Raw genomic sequence first — 19,875 nt, 5'->3', positions numbered from 1 at the left:
AAACGGCTGCAGGAGAACGTATGACGCAATCTATTCTGGTCATTGAAGACGAAAAACATATTGCCCGCGTGCTGATGCTGGAGCTTGAGCACGAAGGCTACGAAGTCGAGACGGCGCATGATGGCCGGGAAGGGGCGAGACTGGCTACTTCCAAGCCTTGGAGCCTTATTTTGCTCGATGTCATGCTTCCGGAATGGAACGGACTGGAAGTGCTGCGGCGCATTCGTCAAGTCAACGCCGAAGTGCCTGTCATCTTGCTGACGGCCCGCGATGGGACGCCAGATATTGTCAGCGGGTTCGATCAGGGCGCGAACGACTACATCACAAAGCCGTTCGTGATCGAGGAGCTGCTGGCGCGCGTCCGCAACCTGATCGGGATGACGAACCGGCATAAGCCGGAATCCGACACGCTGAGCGCGGCGGATTTGACCATCGATCTCAAGGCGCGAAAAGTGACGCGCGCAGGCAGCTTGATCGAACTGACGCCGAAAGAGTTCGACCTGCTGCAATATTTGATTCAGCACAAAGGGTACGTCCTGACGAGGGAACAAATTATTTCCGACGTGTGGGGCTACGATTTCGTAGGCGATACCAATATTGTCGACGTCTATATCCGCTATTTGCGCCAGAAGGTCGACAAAGGCTATCAGCCCAAGCTGATCAAGACCGCCCGAGGCGTCGGTTACGAGCTGGCGGACCTTGAGCCATGAGCCTGCGGACGCGACTGATGCTGCTGTCGTGCGTATGGATCTTGTTGATCGTCATCTTTTTCAACTGGTTCATTTATTACTATATTTTGAAGAAGACGACGGATAATGAAGTGCGACAGCTGTGGAGTAAAGCGCAAATCATTTTGCGCGATCCGGAGATTTATGCTCCATCCCATTGGAATTCCGGCCAATTGCAGCAATATTTGGAGTCCGACACGCTCATTCGAATCATTTCACCTGACGGGGCCGTGCGTGCGCAAGTGTCGTCAAGCGAGGAGCTGTCGGCTCACCCGGCGACGTACCGGACGCAGTATCATACCTATGTGCAGAACGAGCTGGGCCTGCTGATTTTGTTCGTTCAAGTGCCGATCGTCGGCAAAAATAACGTTCAAATCGGGCTGCTGGAGCTTGGAAAAGGGCTGAACGTCGTCGCCGCTTTTATGGACCTCCTGGTTGCGGGACTCACGGTGACGACGGGCAGCGTGCTGCTGTTTTCACCGCTCGTCGGTTTTTTCTATACGAAGGCGCTCGTGCGTCCGATCCGCCAATTGCTGGAGACGATGCGAACGATCCGAAGCAAGGGGGATTTTATTCTGCTTAGTCCCCAGTTCACGGCGAAAAAGGACGAGCTGGGCGAGCTCGGCCGAACGTTCAACGAAATGATCGTGCATTTGCAGGAAAACGACCGGAGACAGAAGCATTTTGTCGCGGATGCCTCGCACGAGCTGAAGACGCCGCTGACCGTCATCGAAAGCTATACGTCGCTGCTGCGCCGATGGGGAGGCCGGGACCCAGTAATCCAACAGGAGGCGCTGAATGCGATTCATTCGGAAACCGTGCGCCTCAAAGGGCTGATCGACGCTCTGCTGCGGCTGGCAGAGGTGGAACGCCTGGCGATGACGGAACTGCATCCCGTCCGCATCGCGGAGCTGATCCGCTCCACCGCCGAGCAAATGCGCCGTGCGTTTGGCAGAGATATAATCGTTCGAATCGATTCGGAGGAGGCGCGATGCAGCGGCGATGAGGCAAGGCTGAAGCAGCTGCTGATCATTCTGCTGGACAATGCGATCAAATACAGCCGGAAAAACGTTCTCGTCGAATGCGGGGAGGAGGAGCGCTTCGTCGTTATTCGAGTCATGGATCAAGGGATGGGGATTCCGTCCGAGGAGCTTCCTTTGCTGTTCGAGCGGTTCTATCGCGTGGATAAGGCGAGAAGCCGGGGCACCGGAGGATCGGGGCTGGGTCTGGCGATAGCGAAGCAAATTGTCGAGCTGCATCAAGGCTCGATCCGCTTGGACAGCGAGGAAGGAGAGGGGACGACGGCGACGGTCAAACTGCCAAAATCATCCTCGACAGCGGTTTAATAAAAACAATATGAGAGTTTTCTCACGAATTTCTAATAAACGGCTCTGGAGCGCCGGGCGGCAGGCCTTAAGCGGAGTTTGGCGGAAAAACCTGCGTTTTGATCTGTGCTATAGTGGGTACAGGCAATCAGCCAAACCTTACTTCAAGGAGGACGTTACAGATGAAACAACTGTTTGGAAAACGCTGGGGAAACATGGTACTGTCGATCGGCCTATGCTCGGCTTTTCTGTTCGGCAGCACGCTCGCCACTCCGGCCAATAGTGCTTACGCGTATTCCGCATCCAAAGCGCAAAGCATTATTTCCACAGGGGAAAACTACCTGCACACCCCTTACAAGTTCGGTGCGCCGCTCGGTACGACCAAAGTATTCGACTGCTCTTCTTTCACGGCGACGATCTTCGGCAAATACGGCGTGAAGCTGCCACGTTCGTCAGCAGCTCAATCCAAAGCCGGCACCTTTGTGCCAAGAAGCCAATTGCAGCCGGGAGACCTGGTCTTCTTCTACTCTCCGATTCATCACGTTGCAGTTTATATAGGTAACGGGAAAATTATGCACACGTACGGCAAGCCGGGGGTTACCATCTCCGATCTGAACAGCGGCTGGTGGAGCCAGCACTATACGACGGCACGCCGCGTACTCTAATCTCCAACGAGCGCATGAACAAAAGCCGCTGCCCCCGGGTTTCCGGGAAGCAGCGGCTTTTTGCGTATTAGGTCATCTCTGTTCTGCCGGTCTGGGCGGCGACGGCTTTCCGTTCGTTCGAGCGGAGGAACATCCATACGCCGGACAACAGGACGAAGCCGGCTGCGGCTTGCATCCACGTGATGCTCTCGCCGAGCAGCAGATAGGCCAAAATCGTTGCACCCAGCGGCTCCCCGAGGACGCTCATCGATACGGATTCGGGACGCATATATTTCAGCAGCCAGTTGAACAAATAGTGGCCGAACAGCGTCGGAATGACGGCCAGAAGCAGAAAGATGCCCCATTCTCGCGAGTCGTAGCCGGTAAAAGGCAATCCGGCCGCCACATTATATACGGCGAGCACCAGCGCGGCAAGCACAAAGACGAAGAAACTGAAGACAAAGGCGGGAATGCGCTTCAGCATGCTTTTGGCAAGCAGGATTTGCACGGCCATCGCCGCCGTTCCGAGCAGGGACAGCAGATCGCCGAGCAGCGCTTCGTCGGTCAGCCCCCAGTCGCCCCAACCGATCATGGCCGCACCCAGAATCGCGACCGCCATGCTGAGCACGGCCAGCATATTCGTCCGTTGGCCGAGGAACAGGCACGCGCCGATCAGGACGAAGACGGGCTCCAGCGAAAGGATCGCGGTCGAGCTCGCGACCGTCGTCAGCTTGAGAGATTCCATCCAGAACAAGAAATGGAGGCCGAGCGCGAGGCCGGACCAGAACAAGCCCGCCCAGTCGCTTAGACGCAGCTGCGCCACCTCGCGGCGGTAACGCATCAGCAAAGGCAGCAAAATGACCGCGGTCAGCAACAGCCGGTACATTGCAATGACCGACGACGAAGCATTCGACCAGCGGACAAAAATGGCTGAAAAAGAAATCGCGACGATGCCGATCACGAGCAGCAGCGGCAAAGGAACGGGAAAACGTTTCGCAGCATTCATCAGATTAACTCTCCATTTCATAACGTTCGGTTACAGGCACATTGCTTTATTATAGCACCGGATTCCCGACTCTTACAGAGCCGAATTGAAAAACCCGGAAAAGCGTGAGAAAGTCTGCAAAGTTGGACTTTTATTCCCAATTGTGATATGAAAGAATGTAGGCCGGACTTAGGAACGGACGCATCACAATAGGGGGGAATTGGAAATATGTCCCGGCGTTTTGTTATCGAGGCGGTGCTTGTGGCCGTATATGGTGAACTCATGGCGCCAAGCCGCCCGGTGGAATATTTGATTCCGTATTCGACGATATTGGAATTATACGAGATGAAAGACAGCCCCGAGCCGGTCATGCCGGACGCGGATGACGATGCTCATGTGAAAGCGAAAATCGGGGAGCTCATCGCCTTTTTCGACGACTCGTTCAATAAGAAGAAGCTGGAGCGTTCGCTTGCCGCCCCATGGCGCCCAAGCCCGCCGCTGCCGATTAACGAGAATGTGACGTTTATGGTCATCAATGCCGTTGATAATGCCCAATACGGGGAATCGTTCGATCCGATCGAAACCGAGGTCGTGCTGACCTCCCTGCGGGAGAAAGCGCCTATTTTGACGGACCAGCTTGAATTGATGGAGAAAATCATTCAGGCCGAGGTTCCCGTTCAAGTGTATGACGTGTACGATTTTGAATTCGCCGTCGAAGACGGGATTACCGCAGACGACTTGATGAAGCCGTAACCGCCGGGTCGCGCTCAGCGGCCCAATGCATGCCGGAATCCCGATCAAGGGAAGCCGCCGGCGACAGGTCAACCGGATTTGCCCGGTTGGCTTTTTTGCGTTTTTTCGCGCAGGCTGTCACAAACCGGCCCTTCCGTTCGCCATAAGGGTAGAATGCGAAAAAGACGCGAGAGGGTGGATCACCATGGAAAGCAAAACAATCCTTATCGTCGGCGGAGGCTACGCCGGTCTGAATGCGGTTCGGGCGCTGCAAAAGCAATATGTCCATGCAAAACAAAAGGTTCGGTTGATCCTGGTTGATAAGGAGCCATACCATTTGAGAAAGGTGCTGCTGTTTAAAGCGGCCGTCGGGGAGCCGGAGCTTCGGATACCGTTCTCCTGCTATTTTGGCGATGAGGTGACCGGCATTACCGCTGCGCTGACTTCCGTGAAGGCGAGCCACCGTACGATTCAAGTGGTTTATCCGGACGGTACGACCGGCGCGCTGGCCTACGACCGGCTGATCCTTGCGCTAGGCAGTATCGTCGTCTCGCCTCCGCTCGAGCAAGGAGGCATCCCGCTCACAAGCGTCGCGGCCGCCGAACAAATCCGAAATGAGCTGAAGCGGAAGGTGGAACAGGCGCGGTTGGAGCGGGAGCCCGCGCGGCAAAAAAGCCTGCTGTCCGTCGCGGTCGTAGGCGGCGGCATCACGGGGATGGAGGCTTCGGCGGAAATCGCTTATTGGTTGAAGCGGGAGGCGGAGCAGAGCGGGCTCGATCCTCGCTTGGCCGAGGTGCATCTTGTCCATTCGGGGACGCGGCTGGTGGACAATGCCCCTGCCGTTGTCGGACGCAAGGCCGAGGGCAGGCTCGGCCGTGCCGGGGTGAACGTACGGTACGGCGTCCGGGGCACGAAGCATACGGACGGCGTGCTGCATTTGAGCGACGGCTCCAAGCTGCCTGCCGGCGTATGCGTGTGGACGCTGGGACTCAAGCCGAATCCGGCGTTGAAGCAGCTCGGGCTGCCGACGGAAGCCGACGGCAGATTAACTGTAGATGCCCATTACCGCGTTAAGGGTACAAGAGACATTTACGCGATTGGCGACGGGGCGCGAATTATCGACCCCCGTACAGGCCAAGAGGACTCGATGACGTGCAAAGAGGCGATTCCGCAGGCGCAGCGGCTTGCGAAGATTATTGCGGCCGAGATGGAAGGAAAGGAAGGGCCGAAGCATCGGTCGTTCATGCCATTGTACTGCATCGGGCTCGGTCCCGAGGACGGATTGTTCTGGATGCGTCAATGGGGGATGAACCTGATTCTGACCGGAAAGGCGGGATTGTTCGTCCGGAATTTGACATGGGATTCGGCAAGCTTGATCGGCAGTGATCTCCGGCACAAGCTGGCAGAGAGGCATGCAGCAAAAGCTGAAATTTAATCCAATCGATGGTACAATAGAAATAGGACCATAGCGAGGTTCCCCTTCAAGGTTAACGTGCTTGTGCTGCAATGCGGCATCACGTCGGGCTGGAAGGGGAGTTTTTTGTGGAAGGAGAACCCTGAATGAAAGGTTATGTTGTGACCGGCGCTTCCAAAGGATTAGGACTGGCTCTGACCCGCCGTTTGCTCGATGCCGGGCACCGCGTCATCGGAATTTCACGGACCGCGGCGGACGCCGGCGACCGTGCGGGCGGAGCTGCTGCCCCGAGGAAAGCCGAGCATTACGCATACGATCTCAAACGCGTGGACGGGATAGAGGCACTGATCGCGACGATCGTCCGTTCGCTTGAAAAGGAGCCGCTTGACGCCCTCACGCTGATCAATAACGCAGGCATGCTGGAACCGATCATGCCGCTGGAGCAGGCCGATAGCCTCACGCTGACGGAGCAGATGAACGTCAATCTTTTGGCCCCGATGCTGCTGATGTCCGCTTTTATCCGGGCGACGAAGGATTGGCCCGCCTCAACGGCCAGAACGATCGTCAATATTTCTTCCGGCGCAGGGAAAAAGCCGTATTCCGGCTGGAGCGGCTACTGCGTCACCAAGGCCGGGCTGGATATGCTGACGCGCTGCGTCGGGCTGGAGCAAGGCGACGGGCCGCAGGCGGTGAAGGTCGTTTCGATCGCGCCCGGCGTCGTGGATACGGGTATGCAGGAGCTGATCCGAGGGACGGAGCCGCACCGGTTCCCGGAGGTGGAGCGCTTCGTAGGGCTGAAGCAGACGGGCGGACTGTATACGCCGGATGAGGCGGCGGAGCGAATCATAAACGTGGTGGAGGGCGGACGGTTCGCTCAGGGAGACGTGCTGGATATCCGCCATTTGCCGCAGGCGTAAAGCCATGCTGCGAAAGGGGAAGTTACCTTGTTTGACCCGACGATTTTCGATAATTTAAAAGTAGTGCTCGAAGGACATTTGTACGATTTGGATGCGGAGCAAACGATCCGGGTCATCGGCCGGGAAGATTTCATCGATCTGGCCAGCATGAAACGGATATTCAGCATGCGCATTCGACGTGACGAAGGCTGCTGCCAAGCGGAAATCAGCATGACCAGCGTGTTGTCCGACTTCGCCGGGGAACGGTTCCGGCTCATCGAACACGGCGAGCGGCCCGGTGCCAAGCTCGCGCTAAGACTGGACATGCCGCTTAGCCACTGCGAGCACGCGGCGGAGCTCCACCGGGCCATGGCGGACCGGTGGGCGGAGGAAGCCCGGGTCCGTCACGAAAGGTCGGTGGAATTCGTTCCGGACGACGGTTCCGGACAATTGGGAGGCGGGCCTTCGGATGAAAAGGGCGCTTACCGGATACATATCGAGTTTATCCGTAAAATCGATGAAAGCCATATCGGCGATATGGAAAGCCTGCTTGCCCATCTGGTCGACAGCTTGGTCGATGCGGACGAGGTTGGCGAGCGGAAGGGGAGGGCCCGCGACAGCGAATAAAAGTGGTCGGAGCTCGGCATACTACAATCTGGATAAGGAGGGAAGATCATGGCGAGAATTGCAGTGGAAAACAGCTTGCAGGATGTAAAGGACGCGCTGCAGCAAGGCGGGCACGAAGTCGTATCCGTCGATAACGCGAGTTTGCAAAATTGCGACTGCTGCGTTATTTCCGGACAGGACAAGGACGTACTGGGCATCGCGGAAACCACAACGAAAGCTTCCGTTATCAATGCTCAAGGCATGACATCCGACCAGATTGTTGAACGAGTGAACCAAAGCTTAAGCTGATTCGCCTTCGCTCCGCCAGCCATCGGCGGACACACCGCAAGGACCGGATTCCATTGAAGCCGGTCTTTTTTTGTGTGCTAAGAATAGTTTGGCGGGGCTGCGGCTATGGTATGTATGGGTTTTCGAGGTTTGCGGATATGTTGGATTTTCAGTTTGTATGATTCGCTAGTTGGGTGGTGCTGATGGTGCGTACGGATGACAAGTGCGTGCAAGACGACATGTGCGTGTGGCTAATGGTATGTGCAGTTGATAAGTGTGTGCAAAAGACAAATGTGTGCAAAAGACAAGTGCGTGCGATCGATAGTGAGTGCAACTGGCAACTACATGAAGTTGGGAAATAAAGGAATTTCGATGCGTTAAGCGGAACGTTGGATTGTTCGTCGGGGTTTAGAGGAAGCAGGATGACTTATTCGTGTCGAAAAATGTTCATGTTCCGCGGAATGAGGGTTTTAGCGAACGTCAGTTCCTCTATTTGCGCTGAAAGCGGCGAAATGGGTGACATAAGGCATTGCAGTTCCTCTATCGTGGGCGGCAAGCGATTGGGAGCGGTTGACTAAGGGAGGGGATTCGTTCCTCTGGTATTGTCGGGGAGGGATGGAAGCACGTTTCCATAGCAGTGGGAGCGCTGTTCGTTCCTGCGGCCACTTAGAGGGTGGCTTTCAGGACGAGGTTTCGATGCCAGTCGGGAGCGGAATAAGCCGGGTGGGAGCCTGCGAGCTGCAGGCCCAAGCTATGACTCCGGCTCCGGCGATGCCGGGTCTACCGTCCGGACTTTTGGCGCTTCGCGATTTCTTGCGTAACGACGAAAGCCAGATCTTCGTTGCCGAACATGGACAGCACGCCGAGCAGCGTATCGTCCGGCACTTCCCCGGCTTCCTCCTTCGGCACGGTGAGCTCCAGCGCTTGCTGAAGAGCGATGTTCGCTTCCTGCTGCGGGTAGGCGCGCTCATACAGCAGGGCGGGATCGAGGCCGTGGTTGATGCACCACTGGGCGAACGCGAGAATCATAATATTTTCGTCCCGCTGATAATTGCGGATGACTTGTTCTTCGATTTCTTTGCGGTTCATTGAAAAATCTCCTTTTAAGCGGTAAGATGGGTTCATTATATCGAAAGTTCAGGTGGGTTCACAATGATTCTTAACGAAAAAATTAAAGCGTCCGAAGTTCATTTAACCGGGGTCGACGGCGAAGATTTCGGCATCGTCCCTACCGCCGAGGCGCTGGCGATGGCTCGGAAGCTCAAGGTCGACTTGGTATGTACGTCCCTCATGAGCAGTCCGCCGCCGTGCAAGCTGGTCCGCGCGGGGAAAGCAAAAGAGGAGGCGCAGCAAACCCGCAAGCGCGAGCAGGCGCCGAAGCTGAAGGAAATTCGTCTGACGCCGCAGATCGAGGAACACGATTACGAGACGAAGAAGCAGCAGGCGGAGCGGATTTTGAAATCCGGAGACACCGTCCAATTCGTTGTGCGGATTCAAGGTAAGGAAGGGGCCCAAGCCAAAGTGCTGCTCGAATCGCTGCTGAATGATCTAGCCGCGAGCGGACGCAAGAAGACGGGCATCCAGCTTAGCGGGAAGCAAGCGGCTGTTCAAGTCGATCCGTTGACCGACTAGGGCTGCGGGGAACGTTTGCTGCCGGGGATGGATTTTTTAGCTTCAACTAATTTTGGATATTTACACCTCTTTCGGAAGTGCGATAGGATGGAAAAGATCGTAAATTTGGAAGGGGTTTACCATATGGAATACGGAATGAACAAAAATCGGGACAATTGGAACGACCGGGCGCCGGTGCATGAGCAATCCGAATTTTACGACGTGACGTCGTTTCTTTCCGGCCGTTCGTCTCTCTTGTCGGTCGAACTGGACGAATTAGGCGAGGTGGCGGGGAAGTCGATGCTGCATCTGCAGTGTCATTTCGGACAGGATAGTTTGTCTTGGGCCAGACTCGGAGCGCGGGTGACCGGGGTCGATTTTGCCGAAGAAGCGGTCAAGCTGGCCCGCTCGCTGAATGACAAACTGGGGCTGGACGCTCGGTTCGTATGCGCGAATGTGTACGATGTGCCTCAGGTGCTGCCGGAGGAGACGTTCGACATCGTGTTTACGTCTTACGGCGTTCTGTGCTGGCTGCCGGACCTGACCCGGTGGGCGGAAATCATCTATGAGAAGCTGAAGCCCGGCGGCACCTTTTATATTGCCGAAGGTCATCCGCTTGCCGATATTTTCGAAATCGTCGATGGAGAGCTGCGCATGGTTTATTCGTATTTCGAAGACGAAGCGATCGTATTCGATACCGAGGACACGTATGCCGACCGGAACGCCAAGCTCGACAATACCGTCACCTACGAATGGGCGCATTCGCTGGGTTCCGTTGTAACCGCATTGATTCAAGCCGGGCTGCGCATCGAATTCTTGCATGAGTTTCCCTTCTGCATGTATGAGAAGTTTCCGGGGCTGATGGAGAAGGGCGAGGACGGCTGGTGGAGAATGAAGGGGAAGGAGTATATCCCGATGCTGTTTTCGATTCGGGCGACGAAGCCGGCAGAAGCGTGAACGGCCGCGGCGTCCCGGTGCAGGGGAGTTGATGCGTATGGAACATAAAGCATTGTACATGGAATCGCTCAGACACTATTGTCCCGAGCTGCCGCTGCTCGAGGTCGAGGCCATTGAGTCCGGTCAAAACAACGATGTGCTGCTGGTCAATGCGCAGTGGATTTTCCGATTTCCCAAATATGCGGAAGGTATCCATCGGCTTCGCTACGAAGTCGGGCTTCTAAACACCGTGAAGGAGCGGGTGTCGATCCCGGTTCCGGCCCCGGCGAAATGGAATCACCAATCCGATCGGGTCGGCAGCGTGTTTGTCGGCTACCCGAAAATTCCCGGGGAACCGTTACTGGACGGGCAGTGGAGGGAACTGGAGAGCGCAGGTGTCCCCACGGTTCGCGGGATTGCCCGGCAGCTTGCCGCGTTTTTAAACGAATTGCACAGCGTACCTGCCGATGCATTGGGAGAGTCCGGGCCGGAGTACGACGGTTACCGCGAATGGTCGGAGCTGTTCGAGCGCATCCGGGCGAAGCTGTATCCTCACATGAACCGGGAAGCGCAGCGATGGACGGAGCGGCACTTTGTGGGCTTTCTTGGCAATGGGTCCAATTTTCGAATAACGACGGTGCTCGTTCACGGCGATTTTGGGGGCTCGAACATTCTTTACGATCCGGGGCGGCGCAAAATTAGCGGCATCCTTGATTTCGGCTCATCCGGTCCGGGAGACCCGGCGGTGGATTATGCAGGGCTGCTCGCCTCTTATGGGGAGCCGTTTTTGCGGTATATGATCGAGCTTGATCCGGATATTGAAGGGCTGCTGGAGCGGGTGAAATTTTATCAAGGGACGTTCGCGCTGCAGGAAGCGCTGTTCGGCTTGGAGAACGACGACCCGCAAGCGTTTCGCGACGGGATCGAAGCTTATAAGTAAGCTGTACGGGGCAGAGAAGCGGCGCGGGCGACCGGGCGTTCTGCCGTGGCGCGCAAAAGCTCAGCTTGAAACCATGTTTAGGTCAAAAGGAAACGGAAACAGTTATCTTCCGAGGTAACTGTTTTTTTGTTTTTTCATCCGCCAGAAAAATAGGCTTGCAAAAACTAATGACATTAGTTAATATAAAACTAACGATATTAGTTATTTGACTAAGGGGCGATATAACGATGCAAATCAAACAAGAACTGACCGTCTACCAACTGACGTTTATGCCGCGGATTTTTCCGGTAAATTGTTACTTTGTTGAAGAGAACGACGGCTTGACATTGATCGATGCGGCGCTGCCGTATAGTGACAAAGGAATTCTTCAAGCGGCACAAACGATCGGGAAGCCGATTACACGCATTGTCTTGACCCACGCGCACGACGATCATATCGGGGCACTCGATAAGCTGAAGCAAGCGCTGCCCGGTGTTCCGGTGCATATTTCCGCTCGGGATGCGCGGCTGCTGGCGGGCGATGTCACGCTGGACCCAGGCGAGCCGGATACTCCGGTCCGCGGTGGCGTGCCGAAGAACGTGCGGACGCGAGCCGAGGTGCTGCTTCAGGACGGCGACCGGGTCGGCTCGCTGTTGGCTGTCGCGGCCCCGGGACATACGCCGGGCTCGATGGCCTTCCTGGACACCCGTAACCGGGCATTGATCGCAGGCGACGCGTTCCAGATAAGAGGCGGCATGGCCGTGTCGGGCCAAGTTCGGCCTTGGTTTCCGTTTCCGGCGATGGCAACCTGGAGCAAGGAGCTTGCGCTGGATAGCGCCCGTAAGCTTTGGGAGCATCGGCCTTCGCTGCTGGCGGTAGGGCACGGGAGCATGCTCAGCCGTCCCGAAGAAGCGATCGACCGCGCCATTGCCGACGCCGAGCGCACTCTGCCCATCACCGCGAAAAGGAGCGTGTAAACGATGTCGCCAAGAATCGGTCTCGATCTGCCTACGATCCTGCAAGCCGCGGTTGAAATCGCCGATACCCGCGGTCTGGAGGAAGTCACGCTGGCTTCGCTCGCTCAGAAGCTGGACGTTCGGTCTCCTTCCCTCTATAACCATGTGAACGGATTAAGCGGGCTGCGCAGCAAGCTGGCCGTCCACGGCCTGGAGCAGCTTCTGCACGTCATGACGCAGGCCGTTGTCGGGCGCTCGGGAGACGATGCGGTACGCGAGCTAGGCAAAGCCTACGTGGCGTTTGCCCGCGCACATCCGGGCTTGTACGATGCGACGCTCCGCGCTCCCGACCCGCAGGACGAGGAGGTGCGGCGATTGGCCGGCGAAACGGTCGATCTCGTGGTCCGCGCACTGCAGGCGTACGAGCTGAAGGACGATGCGGCGCTGCATGCCGTACGCGGACTGCGCAGCCTCCTGCACGGCTTCTCATCGCTTGAGCAGCGCGGAGGCTTCGGGCTGCCGCTCGATCTCGACGTCAGCTTCCGGCTGCTGCTCGATACCTTTCTTGCGGGCCTGCACGAGATGAAGCGGAGGGCAAAGGCGGAGTCAAAGCCGACTTGAGAGGGAGGAAACCGGCATGAGCTTTATCGTCTTTGTGCTTTTATTCACGCTTGGGTGCGGGTGGCTGGACGCCAAAGCCAAAGCTAAAGCAAGCTCGTACCCGAAAAAGGAGGGCTAGGTCATGTTCGCAGGTCATTTCGGACTAGCCGCGGTAGTGAAGGCCAAGACCCCGAACGTTCCGTTGTGGGCGCTGATGCTGAGTACGCAGCTGTTGGACGTCGTTTTCGTGCCCTTACTGCTGTCGGGTGCGGAGACGCTGGAGCCTATCGCGGGCGAAGGCTACGGAGAAAGCCTGATTCACGCGGATTACACGCACTCTCTGGGCCTTGCTGCTTGCGATTCTTGCCGGTTGGGGAGCCGGAAAGCTGTGGGGGAGCCGGGGAGGTGTGGCGATCGGTTCGGTCGTATTTAGCCACTGGCTGCTCGATCTGCTCGTACACCGGGCCAATATGCCTCTTTTTCCGGGGAATGCAGGCGGCTTTCCGCTGCTCGGCATTGGCTTGTGGCAGGTCCCGACAGTCAGCATCGTGCTGGAATCCGCTTTGGTCTTGCTCGGGGCCGTGCTGTATTACCGGTCGGTCACGGCGGCGGCGGAACGAAGCCGTCGAGGGTGGGCTGTTGCGGCAGGCGGCATCATGGGTTTGTTATTAACCCTTTCGCTTGTAACGGATGTGTTTGGTTAAAGAATGAGGAGACTTACATCTCATGTCAGCAGGAGATGGGAAGTCTCCTTTTTACTGGTTTCCAATAACTTGAATTTCCGATATAATCACAACTATAGGCACTCCGAAAAATAAGGTCGGTGAAATGTAGGGGAGATACGGACCATTGGTACATCACGAGCAAGCATTTGATTGCCGATACCGGGACCTAATTAGAAAAAGGAGCTGATCGGATGGTTATAACCTTTATTCACACGATAGCCGGATTTCTTTCCATGGATTTATTTGGCGCGGTTCTTCCCTTGTTAGCGGTCGCTTTCGTCTTCATTGCTTTTTGTTATTTTATCGATAAAAGTATCCGCAGACAGTCCCGATAAAAGCGTCGTGTTCATCAAAGTCGTGCTTGCCGGATACTCGGATCGGGAGTATAATGGTTTCTTTAGTCATTCGGCTTATATAGAAATAGAGAAGGAGAGAGAAACGTGAATGCTGGGATTGGTTACGGGCTGCTGGCTTACCTTGCCTGGGGCCTTTTGCCGTTGTTTTGGAAAACCTTTATTTCCGTATCCTCAGGAGAAATATTAGGCCACCGCGTCGTGTGGTCCTTCGTATTCGTTGCGCTGCTGCTGTTGATCGGCGGCCGTTGGAAGGCGCTGAAGAGCGCTTTTTCCGAGCGCAAAAATGTTTTGCCAATGGTGGGGTGCTCCCTGCTGATCAGCCTCAACTGGCTTATCTACATCTGGGCCGTCAACCATGACCGCGTTGTCGAAACGAGCCTGGGCTATTACATCAATCCGTTGATCAGCGTGCTGCTTGGAGTCTGTTTTTTGGGCGAAAGGCTTCGCGCGGTACAATGGATGGCCATGGCGCTTGCCACGGTTGGAGTAACCGTTCTGACCTTTAGCTACGGATCGGTACCTTGGGTATCGTTGGCTCTGGCGATGAGCTTCGGAGTGTACGGGCTCGTCAAAAAGAAAATGCGACTCGAGCCGATGGTGAGCCTCGCCGGGGAAACGATCGTCGTGCTGCCTGTGGCTGCCGTTTATTTGCTTGTTGTGGGGATGACAGGCCAATCGACGACATCATCGTTAAGCACAGGCTACCAGCTGCTGCTGGCAACGTCAGGAGTGGCCACGGCGATGCCGCTGCTTTGGTTTGCCAAGGCGGCTCAAAGGCTGTCGCTGACGACCGTCGGGTTCCTGCAATATTTAGCTCCGACCATCAGCCTCATTCTGGGTGTCACTTTGTACGACGAGCCGTTCACGACCGTGCACCTGATCAGCTTTTGCCTGATCTGGAGCGCGCTGCTGCTGTTCACGCTGAGCTCGCTGAAGGGCAGACTTGCGATGCGTGCGGCGGATACCGGAGTGCAGAAGGGATGAGCTTCACGGAAGCCGGTTCGACCGTTTGGGTCGGCCGGCTTTTTGTTATAAGGATAGAATGTATAAGTTTTCAGCGGAGCTGAACCATTCTATCATTTCAAGAAAAGCTTCCTCTAAAACACGAATGTATCTTCTTCGAAAGGGCTTCGACAAGAAGCTTTTCTTATTCCTGACCGCTTGCGGCTTACAAAGGAGTAAATATTTGTTAAGATAATATTAATCCGAAGCGAAGGAGTGACAAGCCATGGAAAGACGTCAGTTAGGAAATACGGATATGCAGCTCAGTATGCTTGGATTCGGCGGAGCGGAGATCGGCTTTGAAGGCGCTTCCGTATCGACCGTAGAGCGATTGCTTGATTCGGCGCTGGATGCAGGCTTGAATATGATCGATACGGCGGAATGCTATAAAGGCAGTGAAGAGCTGATCGGACAAGCGGTCGGTCACCGCCGGAAGGACTACTATTTGTTCACGAAATGCGGACATGCCTCCGGATTTGCCATTCCGGACTGGGACCCGGATCTGCTCGCCCAAAGCATCGACCGGAGCTTGAAGCGGCTGAAGACGGATTATATCGACTTGATTCAGCTTCACAGCTGTTCGGAAGAGCTGTTGAAGCAAGGGGACGTCATTGAGGTGCTTCAGCGGGCGCGCGAGGCGGGAAAAGCGCGCTACATCGGCTACAGCGGCGACCGCGAGGCGGCGCTCTATGCGATCCGCTGCGGGGCGTTCGATACGCTGCAGACGTCGGTCAACATTGCGGATCAGGAGGCCATAGAGCTTACGATACCGGAAGCTGTCCAGCGAGGGATGGGTGTCATTGCCAAGAGACCGCTCGCGAATGTGGCCTGGCGGACGGGGGAGAAGCCCGTTTCGGCTTACCATGAGCCGTATTGGGAGCGGTTACAGCGGCTTCGTTACGATTTTCTGCAAGGGGACTTGGAGCAGTCGGTCGAGATTGCTCTGCGGTTCACGCTGAGTATTCCGGGCGTGAGCACGGCCATTGTCGGCACGGCGAACCCGAACCGCTGGGTGCAGAACGCAGAGCTGGCGGGGAAAGGGGTCCTGCCGGAAGCGCAGCTGCAAGCGATTCGCAGCCGTTGGCGCGAAACGGCGTCCGGTCAGGACTGGAGAGGGCAAGGGTAACACGTCAGGCATCAAGCGCCTGCTCCGAGCGGGCTCGCCTGAGGCCGATGATGACGATCGCTGCGGCGCAGGCGGCGGCGACCCAGCCGTTGAACATAAAGACGTTCCGCATGCCGTATGCCTCGCTCGCATAGCCGCCCAAGAAGCTGCCGATGATCCGGGCAAGGCCGAGATTCAGCAGCCCGTTCAACGTCTGGCCGCTCGCCTTGAGCTCCTTCGGCACTTCCTGGTTGATATACATCGCCATGGTGACGGTCAGCACGATAAAGATGAGCCCGTGCAGCAGTTGGGTAGGGAGTACCCAATAGGGGTTGTCCGTGAACGAGAAGATGAACCAGCGGGCCATGGCCGCCAAACTCGATAAAAGCAAAATATGCGTCATGCGAACGCGCTTCATAATCTTGGAAGCGAACAGCAGAAACGGGATTTCGCTCAGGGACGATATAACCATCGACCAGCCGAGCAGCACGCTGTCGCCGCCCATTTCTTTGTAGTACACTGGGAAAAACGTATAATAATACCCCATTGTAATTTGCAATATCAGATTAATCGCCAGATAGGTGACGAGCTTGCGGTTTTTGAACAGCACCCACACCTGCATTTTGTTGCCGGCCGACTGGTATCCCGATACCTTGGGGAACTTGGCCAGCAGCAGCAGCGACACCAGCATGACCAAGGCGTACGCGTAAAACAAATAGCCGATATGATCCTTGGCGATCCAGCCGAAGGTGATGGACATGACCGCAAAGCCGATCGTGCCGCCGAGCCGGATCGGGCCGAACGACCATCGCTTGTGCTTCTCCAATTCTTCCAGCGTAATGGCGTCGCTCAAGGCGAAGATGGACGTTTGGAAAAACGTAAACAAGCATACGACGACAAGCAAATACAAGAACGCTTCGGAGAAGGGAAACAGCAGAATCATTGCCCCGCTGCCCGCGATCAGCCAACCGAGGACGGCATTTTTCGTCTTGGCCCGGTCCCCGACGGTGCCCCACAGCGGTTGAGCCAGCACGGCGACGAACGGACCGACGCTGAGCAGCGCCCCGATTTGGGTCGGCGTCGCGCCGATCGATTGAAAATAAACAGGAATGTACGTCCCGTATATGGCATTGCCCATGTAAATGATGAAGTAGAACAATAGAAAATACGACATAGCCATCGTGCGATCCCGCGCTTTCGTCAGCAAAATGAGGAACGACAATAATTATCTCATTGCTCCGGCGGATTGACAATGAAAATCAGGCCTGCGGACGATGCGCACCCAAGCGTATGAACTCGGTGAACGAGTTCGTACGCTTTTTTTGTTGATTATTGCTATTTTGCATGCCGACGGATATAATTACAGTCAACTGCATATGTTACAGTAAACTGTAAAACAAACACTAAACTGTTACGAGGTGATCGGATGAACGGCTATACGGCCAAGCAAATCACGGAGCTGCTTCAGCAGGACGAACCGGGGATCAACCTTCGGACCGTGCGCTATTACACGCAGATCGGGATCGTTCCTCCGCTTGAACTGGCGGGCAACAAGCGTGTCTACACGGATAAGCATCTGCATTATTTTCGCGCGGTTCTGACGCTTTCCAAGACCGGAGAGACGCTTGCCGCCATTCAGGAGAGGCTGAAGGGTTTGCCGTTGGACGAAATAAGGCGGATCGGAGAGAGCATGGACATGTACCGCCCGGAGCGCGTACTGGAGAACGAGACGTGCCGAATCAGCGACGATGTGTATATCACGGTGGGGCCGCAAACCCCGGGCGAACTGAAACGAAAAATTATTGCCGCCGTTTCGGACGTCATGAAAGGGGAGAACCGGCCATGATCGTCGCAAGGCTCGCGAAGCAAGCCATGGAGCATGAGGAAGGCATGAATCATCTGTGGGTCCGTTTCAATCTGCCTCAGGCCGGGAGCATCACGGATGTTCGGCTGACGGTTGACCTGCCTCTAGGCGTGCATCGTTCTCCGAATTTGAACGGCTACCCGGAAACCGACCTCTGTATTATTCTGCTCGGGAATTCGCCGGAGGATCATGACGTATTTCTCGAACTGTACACCGAGGAGGCGGCAGCTTGCGGCAGGGCGGAACTTGGAATCGTTGTGGAATACAAGGATGGAGAAACGGAGGTCCGTGCGGTCCAAGGCATCTCACTGGAGTTAAAAGTGGAGGACGACGCGGAAGATTGGCCGGTTGACGAGGAAGTGGTCGAACGAGTCAAGGCGCTGCAATGCAGGCTTCAAGACAGAGCGGCCGAAAGAGCACGCGAATTCGTTATTGTCCCGCCGATCGTTCGACCGCGAAGCGGATATTTCGAGGATTGGGAGAAAAAGTACCGCATCGATTACAGCTTTAATCATCGATAACCGAAGGAGGTACGTTTCATGCATCTGATTCCTTATGTGGTCGAGCAAACCGGCCGCGGAGAACGGACGTACGACATTTATTCCAGGCTGCTGCAGGACCGGATCGTGTTTTTGACCGGACCGGTTACGGACGAAGCAGCAAATGCGATCATCGCCCAGCTCTTGTTTCTGGACGCGGACGATCCGGACAAAGAAATCAAGCTGTATATCAACAGCCCCGGCGGTTCGATTGCGGCCGGCCTTGCCATCTACGATGCCATGCGGCATGTCAAGCCCGATGTGAGCACGCTGTGCATCGGACTTGCCGCATCGATGGGGGCGTTTCTTCTGTCCGGCGGTACGAAAGGGAAACGCTACGCGCTGCCGAACAGCGAAGTCATGATTCACCAGCCCCTAGGCGGGGCTCAAGGCCAGGCTTCGGACATCGAGATCGGCGCCCGAAGAATACTCAAGCTTCGCGACAAAATGAACGGGCTGCTCGCGGCACATACCGGGCAGCCCTTGGATACGGTCGAACGCGATACTGACCGGGATTATTTTATGAATGCGCAGGACGCTCTGGCCTACGGGATCATCGACCAAATTCTGTACCGCGACGTTTAAGGAGTAAGCTCCGGCCTCCAGTCCCGGACACCGTTGTCTTCGAGAATGCCAAGCGTAACGTCGGTAATATCCGGATCGCTCAGCAGGATCGCTTTCAAGCGGAACTTAATATCGTCGGCGTCCGCCAGCGTCAAGCCGACGCGGAGCTCTACATAGCCGTCGACGTGATACGTTCGGCCTTCCTGCAGGATGCGGAGCTGGTTAATGTCCCGGACATCCGCGTCGGCCAGCAGCAGGCCGGCGACCCGGTCCTCTACATCCTTCGGCGCGGCTACGCCGATCAGACCTACCATATTGTCATACCCGACCTTGAACGCCACACCGACCATAAGAAATCCGATCAGGATCGTGGCGATTCCGTCCAGCATTTTGAAATCCGACAGCTGCGTGACGATAACCGCAATCAAGGCAAGAGACGCGCCCAGCGTCGCGACGATATCTTCGTAGAAGACCAGCCGGGTAGGAGGGGCGGAACGCCCGACATTCCGAAATGCGGCCGGTATGATCGCAAGTCCTTTGGCTTCCACGCGCGCTTCGCGGACGATTTCTTTCATCGCCTTCCACAGGATGGCACCGTCGATCAGGATGGCGATCAGCAGGATGGCAAAGTTCAGCCAGAAATTCGAAGCTTGCACGGGGTGGGCCAGCAGATGAAAGCCTTCCAGAATCGTTTCGTAAGCCATGAAGAAAACGACCATGACCGCGACCATACAGAACAGATTGATTACACGGCCGAAGCCGGTGGGAAACCGCCGGGTCGGCTGTTTTTCCGCGAGCACGCTTCCCGCAAAAACAAACCCTTGGTTGATCGCATCCGCTACCGAGTGCATGGCCGACGCGAACATCGCACCGCTTCCGCTAAGCGCTGCGGCGACTCCCTTGGCAGCCGCGACCGCCGTATTTCCTAGCGCCGCCATTAAGGAAGAAGTATTTCCTTTTTTAAGTAAAGCCCATAATCCCATCGTTTGCTCTCCTCATCGTTTTCGAGTTTGATACGCTTACTGCCGGCTGCGGCCTAGTCGTTCCTAGTGTAGCCCGTTTACCTTAGCGGCAGAAGCG

General features: G+C 56.0%; 22 protein-coding genes and 1 pseudogene. 19 read left to right on the top strand and 4 right to left on the bottom strand.

Translation table 11 applies throughout. The annotated features are described in order from the left end of the window. The first annotated feature begins 20 nt into the window (after nucleotides 1-20). The 3 genes from ET33_RS02700 to ET33_RS02690 all read left to right on the top strand — a co-directional run bounded on the left by ET33_RS02700 (nucleotide 21) and on the right by ET33_RS02690 (nucleotide 2,718). Nucleotides 21-710 (top strand): response regulator transcription factor, encoded by a 690-nt coding sequence (locus ET33_RS02700; RefSeq protein WP_036676163.1) that lies wholly within the window; start codon nucleotides 21-23, stop codon nucleotides 708-710. Beyond that, complete coding sequence (locus ET33_RS02695) at nucleotides 707-2,074, top strand: sensor histidine kinase (protein ID WP_036676162.1); 1,368 nt, start codon at nucleotides 707-709, stop codon at nucleotides 2,072-2,074. Before ET33_RS02700 ends, ET33_RS02695 begins: the two co-directional genes overlap by 4 nt. A gap of 161 nt (nucleotides 2,075-2,235) precedes the next feature. After that, complete coding sequence (locus ET33_RS02690; RefSeq protein ID WP_036676161.1) at nucleotides 2,236-2,718, top strand: C40 family peptidase; 483 nt, start codon at nucleotides 2,236-2,238, stop codon at nucleotides 2,716-2,718. A gap of 67 nt (nucleotides 2,719-2,785) precedes the next feature. On the opposite strand, the gene ET33_RS02685 is transcribed toward ET33_RS02690, so the two are convergent. Then, nucleotides 2,786-3,703, bottom strand: coding sequence for a DMT family transporter (locus ET33_RS02685; RefSeq protein ID WP_036676160.1), 918 nt, complete (start codon nucleotides 3,701-3,703; stop codon nucleotides 2,786-2,788). Between the two features lie 207 nt (nucleotides 3,704-3,910). On the opposite strand from ET33_RS02685, the gene ET33_RS02680 reads away from it, so the two are divergent. The 5 genes from ET33_RS02680 (at nucleotide 3,911) to ET33_RS02660 (ending at nucleotide 7,639) form a co-directional block, all read left to right on the top strand. Next, on the top strand, nucleotides 3,911-4,435 hold the full coding sequence (locus ET33_RS02680; protein ID WP_036676159.1) for a hypothetical protein: 525 nt from the start codon (nucleotides 3,911-3,913) through the stop codon (nucleotides 4,433-4,435). Between the two features lie 184 nt (nucleotides 4,436-4,619). Further along, a complete protein-coding gene (locus ET33_RS02675) occupies nucleotides 4,620-5,849 on the top strand; it encodes an NAD(P)/FAD-dependent oxidoreductase (protein ID WP_051775072.1) in 1,230 nt (409 codons plus the stop codon). 125 nt (nucleotides 5,850-5,974) lie between these two features. Then, on the top strand, nucleotides 5,975-6,745 hold the full coding sequence (locus ET33_RS02670; protein ID WP_036676155.1) for a (S)-benzoin forming benzil reductase: 771 nt from the start codon (nucleotides 5,975-5,977) through the stop codon (nucleotides 6,743-6,745). 27 nt (nucleotides 6,746-6,772) lie between these two features. Then, nucleotides 6,773-7,351 (top strand): hypothetical protein, encoded by a 579-nt coding sequence (locus ET33_RS36195; protein ID WP_051775071.1) that lies wholly within the window; start codon nucleotides 6,773-6,775, stop codon nucleotides 7,349-7,351. 48 nt (nucleotides 7,352-7,399) lie between these two features. After that, nucleotides 7,400-7,639, top strand: a complete 240-nt coding sequence (locus ET33_RS02660) for a YkuS family protein (protein WP_036676153.1) — start codon at nucleotides 7,400-7,402, stop codon at nucleotides 7,637-7,639. A 759-nt stretch (nucleotides 7,640-8,398) separates the two neighbouring features. Here the strand turns inward: ET33_RS02660 and ET33_RS02655 are convergent. Next, nucleotides 8,399-8,707 carry a hypothetical protein gene (locus tag ET33_RS02655; RefSeq protein ID WP_036676150.1) on the bottom strand — a complete coding sequence of 103 codons (309 nt, stop codon included), beginning with the start codon at nucleotides 8,705-8,707 and terminating at the stop codon, nucleotides 8,399-8,401. Nucleotides 8,708-8,770: 63 nt separating this feature from the next. Between ET33_RS02655 and infC the strand changes: the two genes are divergently transcribed. The 8 genes and pseudogenes from infC to ET33_RS02615 all read left to right on the top strand — a co-directional run bounded on the left by infC (nucleotide 8,771) and on the right by ET33_RS02615 (nucleotide 15,849). Further along, a complete protein-coding gene (gene infC, locus ET33_RS02650) occupies nucleotides 8,771-9,250 on the top strand; it encodes a translation initiation factor IF-3 (protein WP_036676148.1) in 480 nt (159 codons plus the stop codon). An 87-nt stretch (nucleotides 9,251-9,337) separates the two neighbouring features. Next, nucleotides 9,338-10,186 (top strand): class I SAM-dependent methyltransferase, encoded by an 849-nt coding sequence (locus tag ET33_RS02645; protein ID WP_235206629.1) that lies wholly within the window; start codon nucleotides 9,338-9,340, stop codon nucleotides 10,184-10,186. A 37-nt stretch (nucleotides 10,187-10,223) separates the two neighbouring features. After that, complete coding sequence (locus tag ET33_RS02640; RefSeq protein ID WP_051775070.1) at nucleotides 10,224-11,105, top strand: phosphotransferase family protein; 882 nt, start codon at nucleotides 10,224-10,226, stop codon at nucleotides 11,103-11,105. Nucleotides 11,106-11,332: 227 nt separating this feature from the next. After that, the gene (locus ET33_RS02635) at nucleotides 11,333-12,061 is read left to right on the top strand and encodes an MBL fold metallo-hydrolase (RefSeq protein ID WP_036676144.1); all 729 of its coding nucleotides are present in this window, start codon (nucleotides 11,333-11,335) and stop codon (nucleotides 12,059-12,061) included. 3 nt (nucleotides 12,062-12,064) lie between these two features. Next, entirely contained in the window at nucleotides 12,065-12,661 is a 597-nt protein-coding gene (locus ET33_RS02630) for a TetR/AcrR family transcriptional regulator (RefSeq protein WP_036676142.1), read from the top strand. A gap of 121 nt (nucleotides 12,662-12,782) precedes the next feature. Continuing rightward, a pseudogene (locus ET33_RS02625) lies at nucleotides 12,783-13,344 on the top strand (permease). 461 nt (nucleotides 13,345-13,805) lie between these two features. Further along, nucleotides 13,806-14,705 (top strand): EamA family transporter RarD, encoded by a 900-nt coding sequence (rarD, locus tag ET33_RS02620; protein ID WP_036676139.1) that lies wholly within the window; start codon nucleotides 13,806-13,808, stop codon nucleotides 14,703-14,705. 244 nt (nucleotides 14,706-14,949) lie between these two features. Continuing rightward, nucleotides 14,950-15,849, top strand: coding sequence for an aldo/keto reductase (locus tag ET33_RS02615; protein WP_036676137.1), 900 nt, complete (start codon nucleotides 14,950-14,952; stop codon nucleotides 15,847-15,849). Between the two features lie 4 nt (nucleotides 15,850-15,853). Here ET33_RS02615 and ET33_RS02610 read toward each other — a convergent pair whose 3' ends face one another. After that, nucleotides 15,854-17,050: an MFS transporter gene (locus tag ET33_RS02610; RefSeq protein ID WP_081890182.1), complete on the bottom strand. Its 1,197-nt coding sequence runs from the start codon at nucleotides 17,048-17,050 to the stop codon at nucleotides 15,854-15,856. A gap of 204 nt (nucleotides 17,051-17,254) precedes the next feature. On the opposite strand from ET33_RS02610, the gene ET33_RS02605 reads away from it, so the two are divergent. Genes ET33_RS02605 through clpP form a run of 3 tightly spaced genes read left to right on the top strand, consistent with a single transcriptional unit; the run spans nucleotide 17,255 to nucleotide 18,816 of the window. Beyond that, nucleotides 17,255-17,674: a MerR family transcriptional regulator gene (locus ET33_RS02605; protein ID WP_036676130.1), complete on the top strand. Its 420-nt coding sequence runs from the start codon at nucleotides 17,255-17,257 to the stop codon at nucleotides 17,672-17,674. Next, entirely contained in the window at nucleotides 17,671-18,213 is a 543-nt protein-coding gene (locus tag ET33_RS02600) for a hypothetical protein (protein WP_036676127.1), read from the top strand. Before ET33_RS02605 ends, ET33_RS02600 begins: the two co-directional genes overlap by 4 nt. Before the next feature lie 18 nt (nucleotides 18,214-18,231). Next, nucleotides 18,232-18,816, top strand: coding sequence for an ATP-dependent Clp endopeptidase proteolytic subunit ClpP (clpP, locus tag ET33_RS02595; RefSeq protein WP_036676125.1), 585 nt, complete (start codon nucleotides 18,232-18,234; stop codon nucleotides 18,814-18,816). On the opposite strand, the gene ET33_RS02590 is transcribed toward clpP, so the two are convergent. Next, complete coding sequence (locus tag ET33_RS02590; protein ID WP_036676123.1) at nucleotides 18,813-19,778, bottom strand: cation diffusion facilitator family transporter; 966 nt, start codon at nucleotides 19,776-19,778, stop codon at nucleotides 18,813-18,815. The genes clpP and ET33_RS02590 overlap by 4 nt on opposite strands. Nucleotides 19,779-19,875 lie beyond the last annotated feature (97 nt).

The organism is Paenibacillus tyrphae, from assembly GCF_000722545.1.
GTDB lineage: Bacteria > Bacillota > Bacilli > Paenibacillales > NBRC-103111 > Paenibacillus_G > Paenibacillus_G tyrfis.
The sequence above is the reverse complement of the archived record's forward strand: the minus strand, read 5'-3'. Positions and strand labels throughout refer to the sequence as shown.

Excerpts from the sequence above, each read along its gene's own strand:
- ET33_RS02700 (WP_036676163.1), top strand. The coding sequence starts at position 21 with ATGACGCAATCTATTCTGGTCATTGAAGACGAAAAACATATTGCCCGC.
- ET33_RS02695 (WP_036676162.1), top strand. The coding sequence starts at position 707 with ATGAGCCTGCGGACGCGACTGATGCTGCTGTCGTGCGTATGGATCTTG.
- ET33_RS02690 (WP_036676161.1), top strand. The coding sequence starts at position 2,236 with ATGAAACAACTGTTTGGAAAACGCTGGGGAAACATGGTACTGTCGATC.
- ET33_RS02685 (WP_036676160.1), bottom strand. The coding sequence starts at position 3,703 with ATGAATGCTGCGAAACGTTTTCCCGTTCCTTTGCCGCTGCTGCTCGTG.
- ET33_RS02680 (WP_036676159.1), top strand. The coding sequence starts at position 3,911 with ATGTCCCGGCGTTTTGTTATCGAGGCGGTGCTTGTGGCCGTATATGGT.
- ET33_RS02675 (WP_051775072.1), top strand. The coding sequence starts at position 4,620 with ATGGAAAGCAAAACAATCCTTATCGTCGGCGGAGGCTACGCCGGTCTG.
- ET33_RS02670 (WP_036676155.1), top strand. The coding sequence starts at position 5,975 with ATGAAAGGTTATGTTGTGACCGGCGCTTCCAAAGGATTAGGACTGGCT.
- ET33_RS02660 (WP_036676153.1), top strand. The coding sequence starts at position 7,400 with ATGGCGAGAATTGCAGTGGAAAACAGCTTGCAGGATGTAAAGGACGCG.
- ET33_RS02655 (WP_036676150.1), bottom strand. The coding sequence starts at position 8,707 with ATGAACCGCAAAGAAATCGAAGAACAAGTCATCCGCAATTATCAGCGG.
- infC (WP_036676148.1), top strand. The coding sequence starts at position 8,771 with ATGATTCTTAACGAAAAAATTAAAGCGTCCGAAGTTCATTTAACCGGG.
- ET33_RS02645 (WP_235206629.1), top strand. The coding sequence starts at position 9,338 with ATGGAAAAGATCGTAAATTTGGAAGGGGTTTACCATATGGAATACGGA.
- ET33_RS02640 (WP_051775070.1), top strand. The coding sequence starts at position 10,224 with ATGGAACATAAAGCATTGTACATGGAATCGCTCAGACACTATTGTCCC.
- ET33_RS02635 (WP_036676144.1), top strand. The coding sequence starts at position 11,333 with ATGCAAATCAAACAAGAACTGACCGTCTACCAACTGACGTTTATGCCG.
- ET33_RS02630 (WP_036676142.1), top strand. The coding sequence starts at position 12,065 with ATGTCGCCAAGAATCGGTCTCGATCTGCCTACGATCCTGCAAGCCGCG.
- ET33_RS02615 (WP_036676137.1), top strand. The coding sequence starts at position 14,950 with ATGGAAAGACGTCAGTTAGGAAATACGGATATGCAGCTCAGTATGCTT.
- ET33_RS02605 (WP_036676130.1), top strand. The coding sequence starts at position 17,255 with ATGAACGGCTATACGGCCAAGCAAATCACGGAGCTGCTTCAGCAGGAC.
- ET33_RS02600 (WP_036676127.1), top strand. The coding sequence starts at position 17,671 with ATGATCGTCGCAAGGCTCGCGAAGCAAGCCATGGAGCATGAGGAAGGC.
- clpP (WP_036676125.1), top strand. The coding sequence starts at position 18,232 with ATGCATCTGATTCCTTATGTGGTCGAGCAAACCGGCCGCGGAGAACGG.
- ET33_RS02590 (WP_036676123.1), bottom strand. The coding sequence starts at position 19,778 with ATGGGATTATGGGCTTTACTTAAAAAAGGAAATACTTCTTCCTTAATG.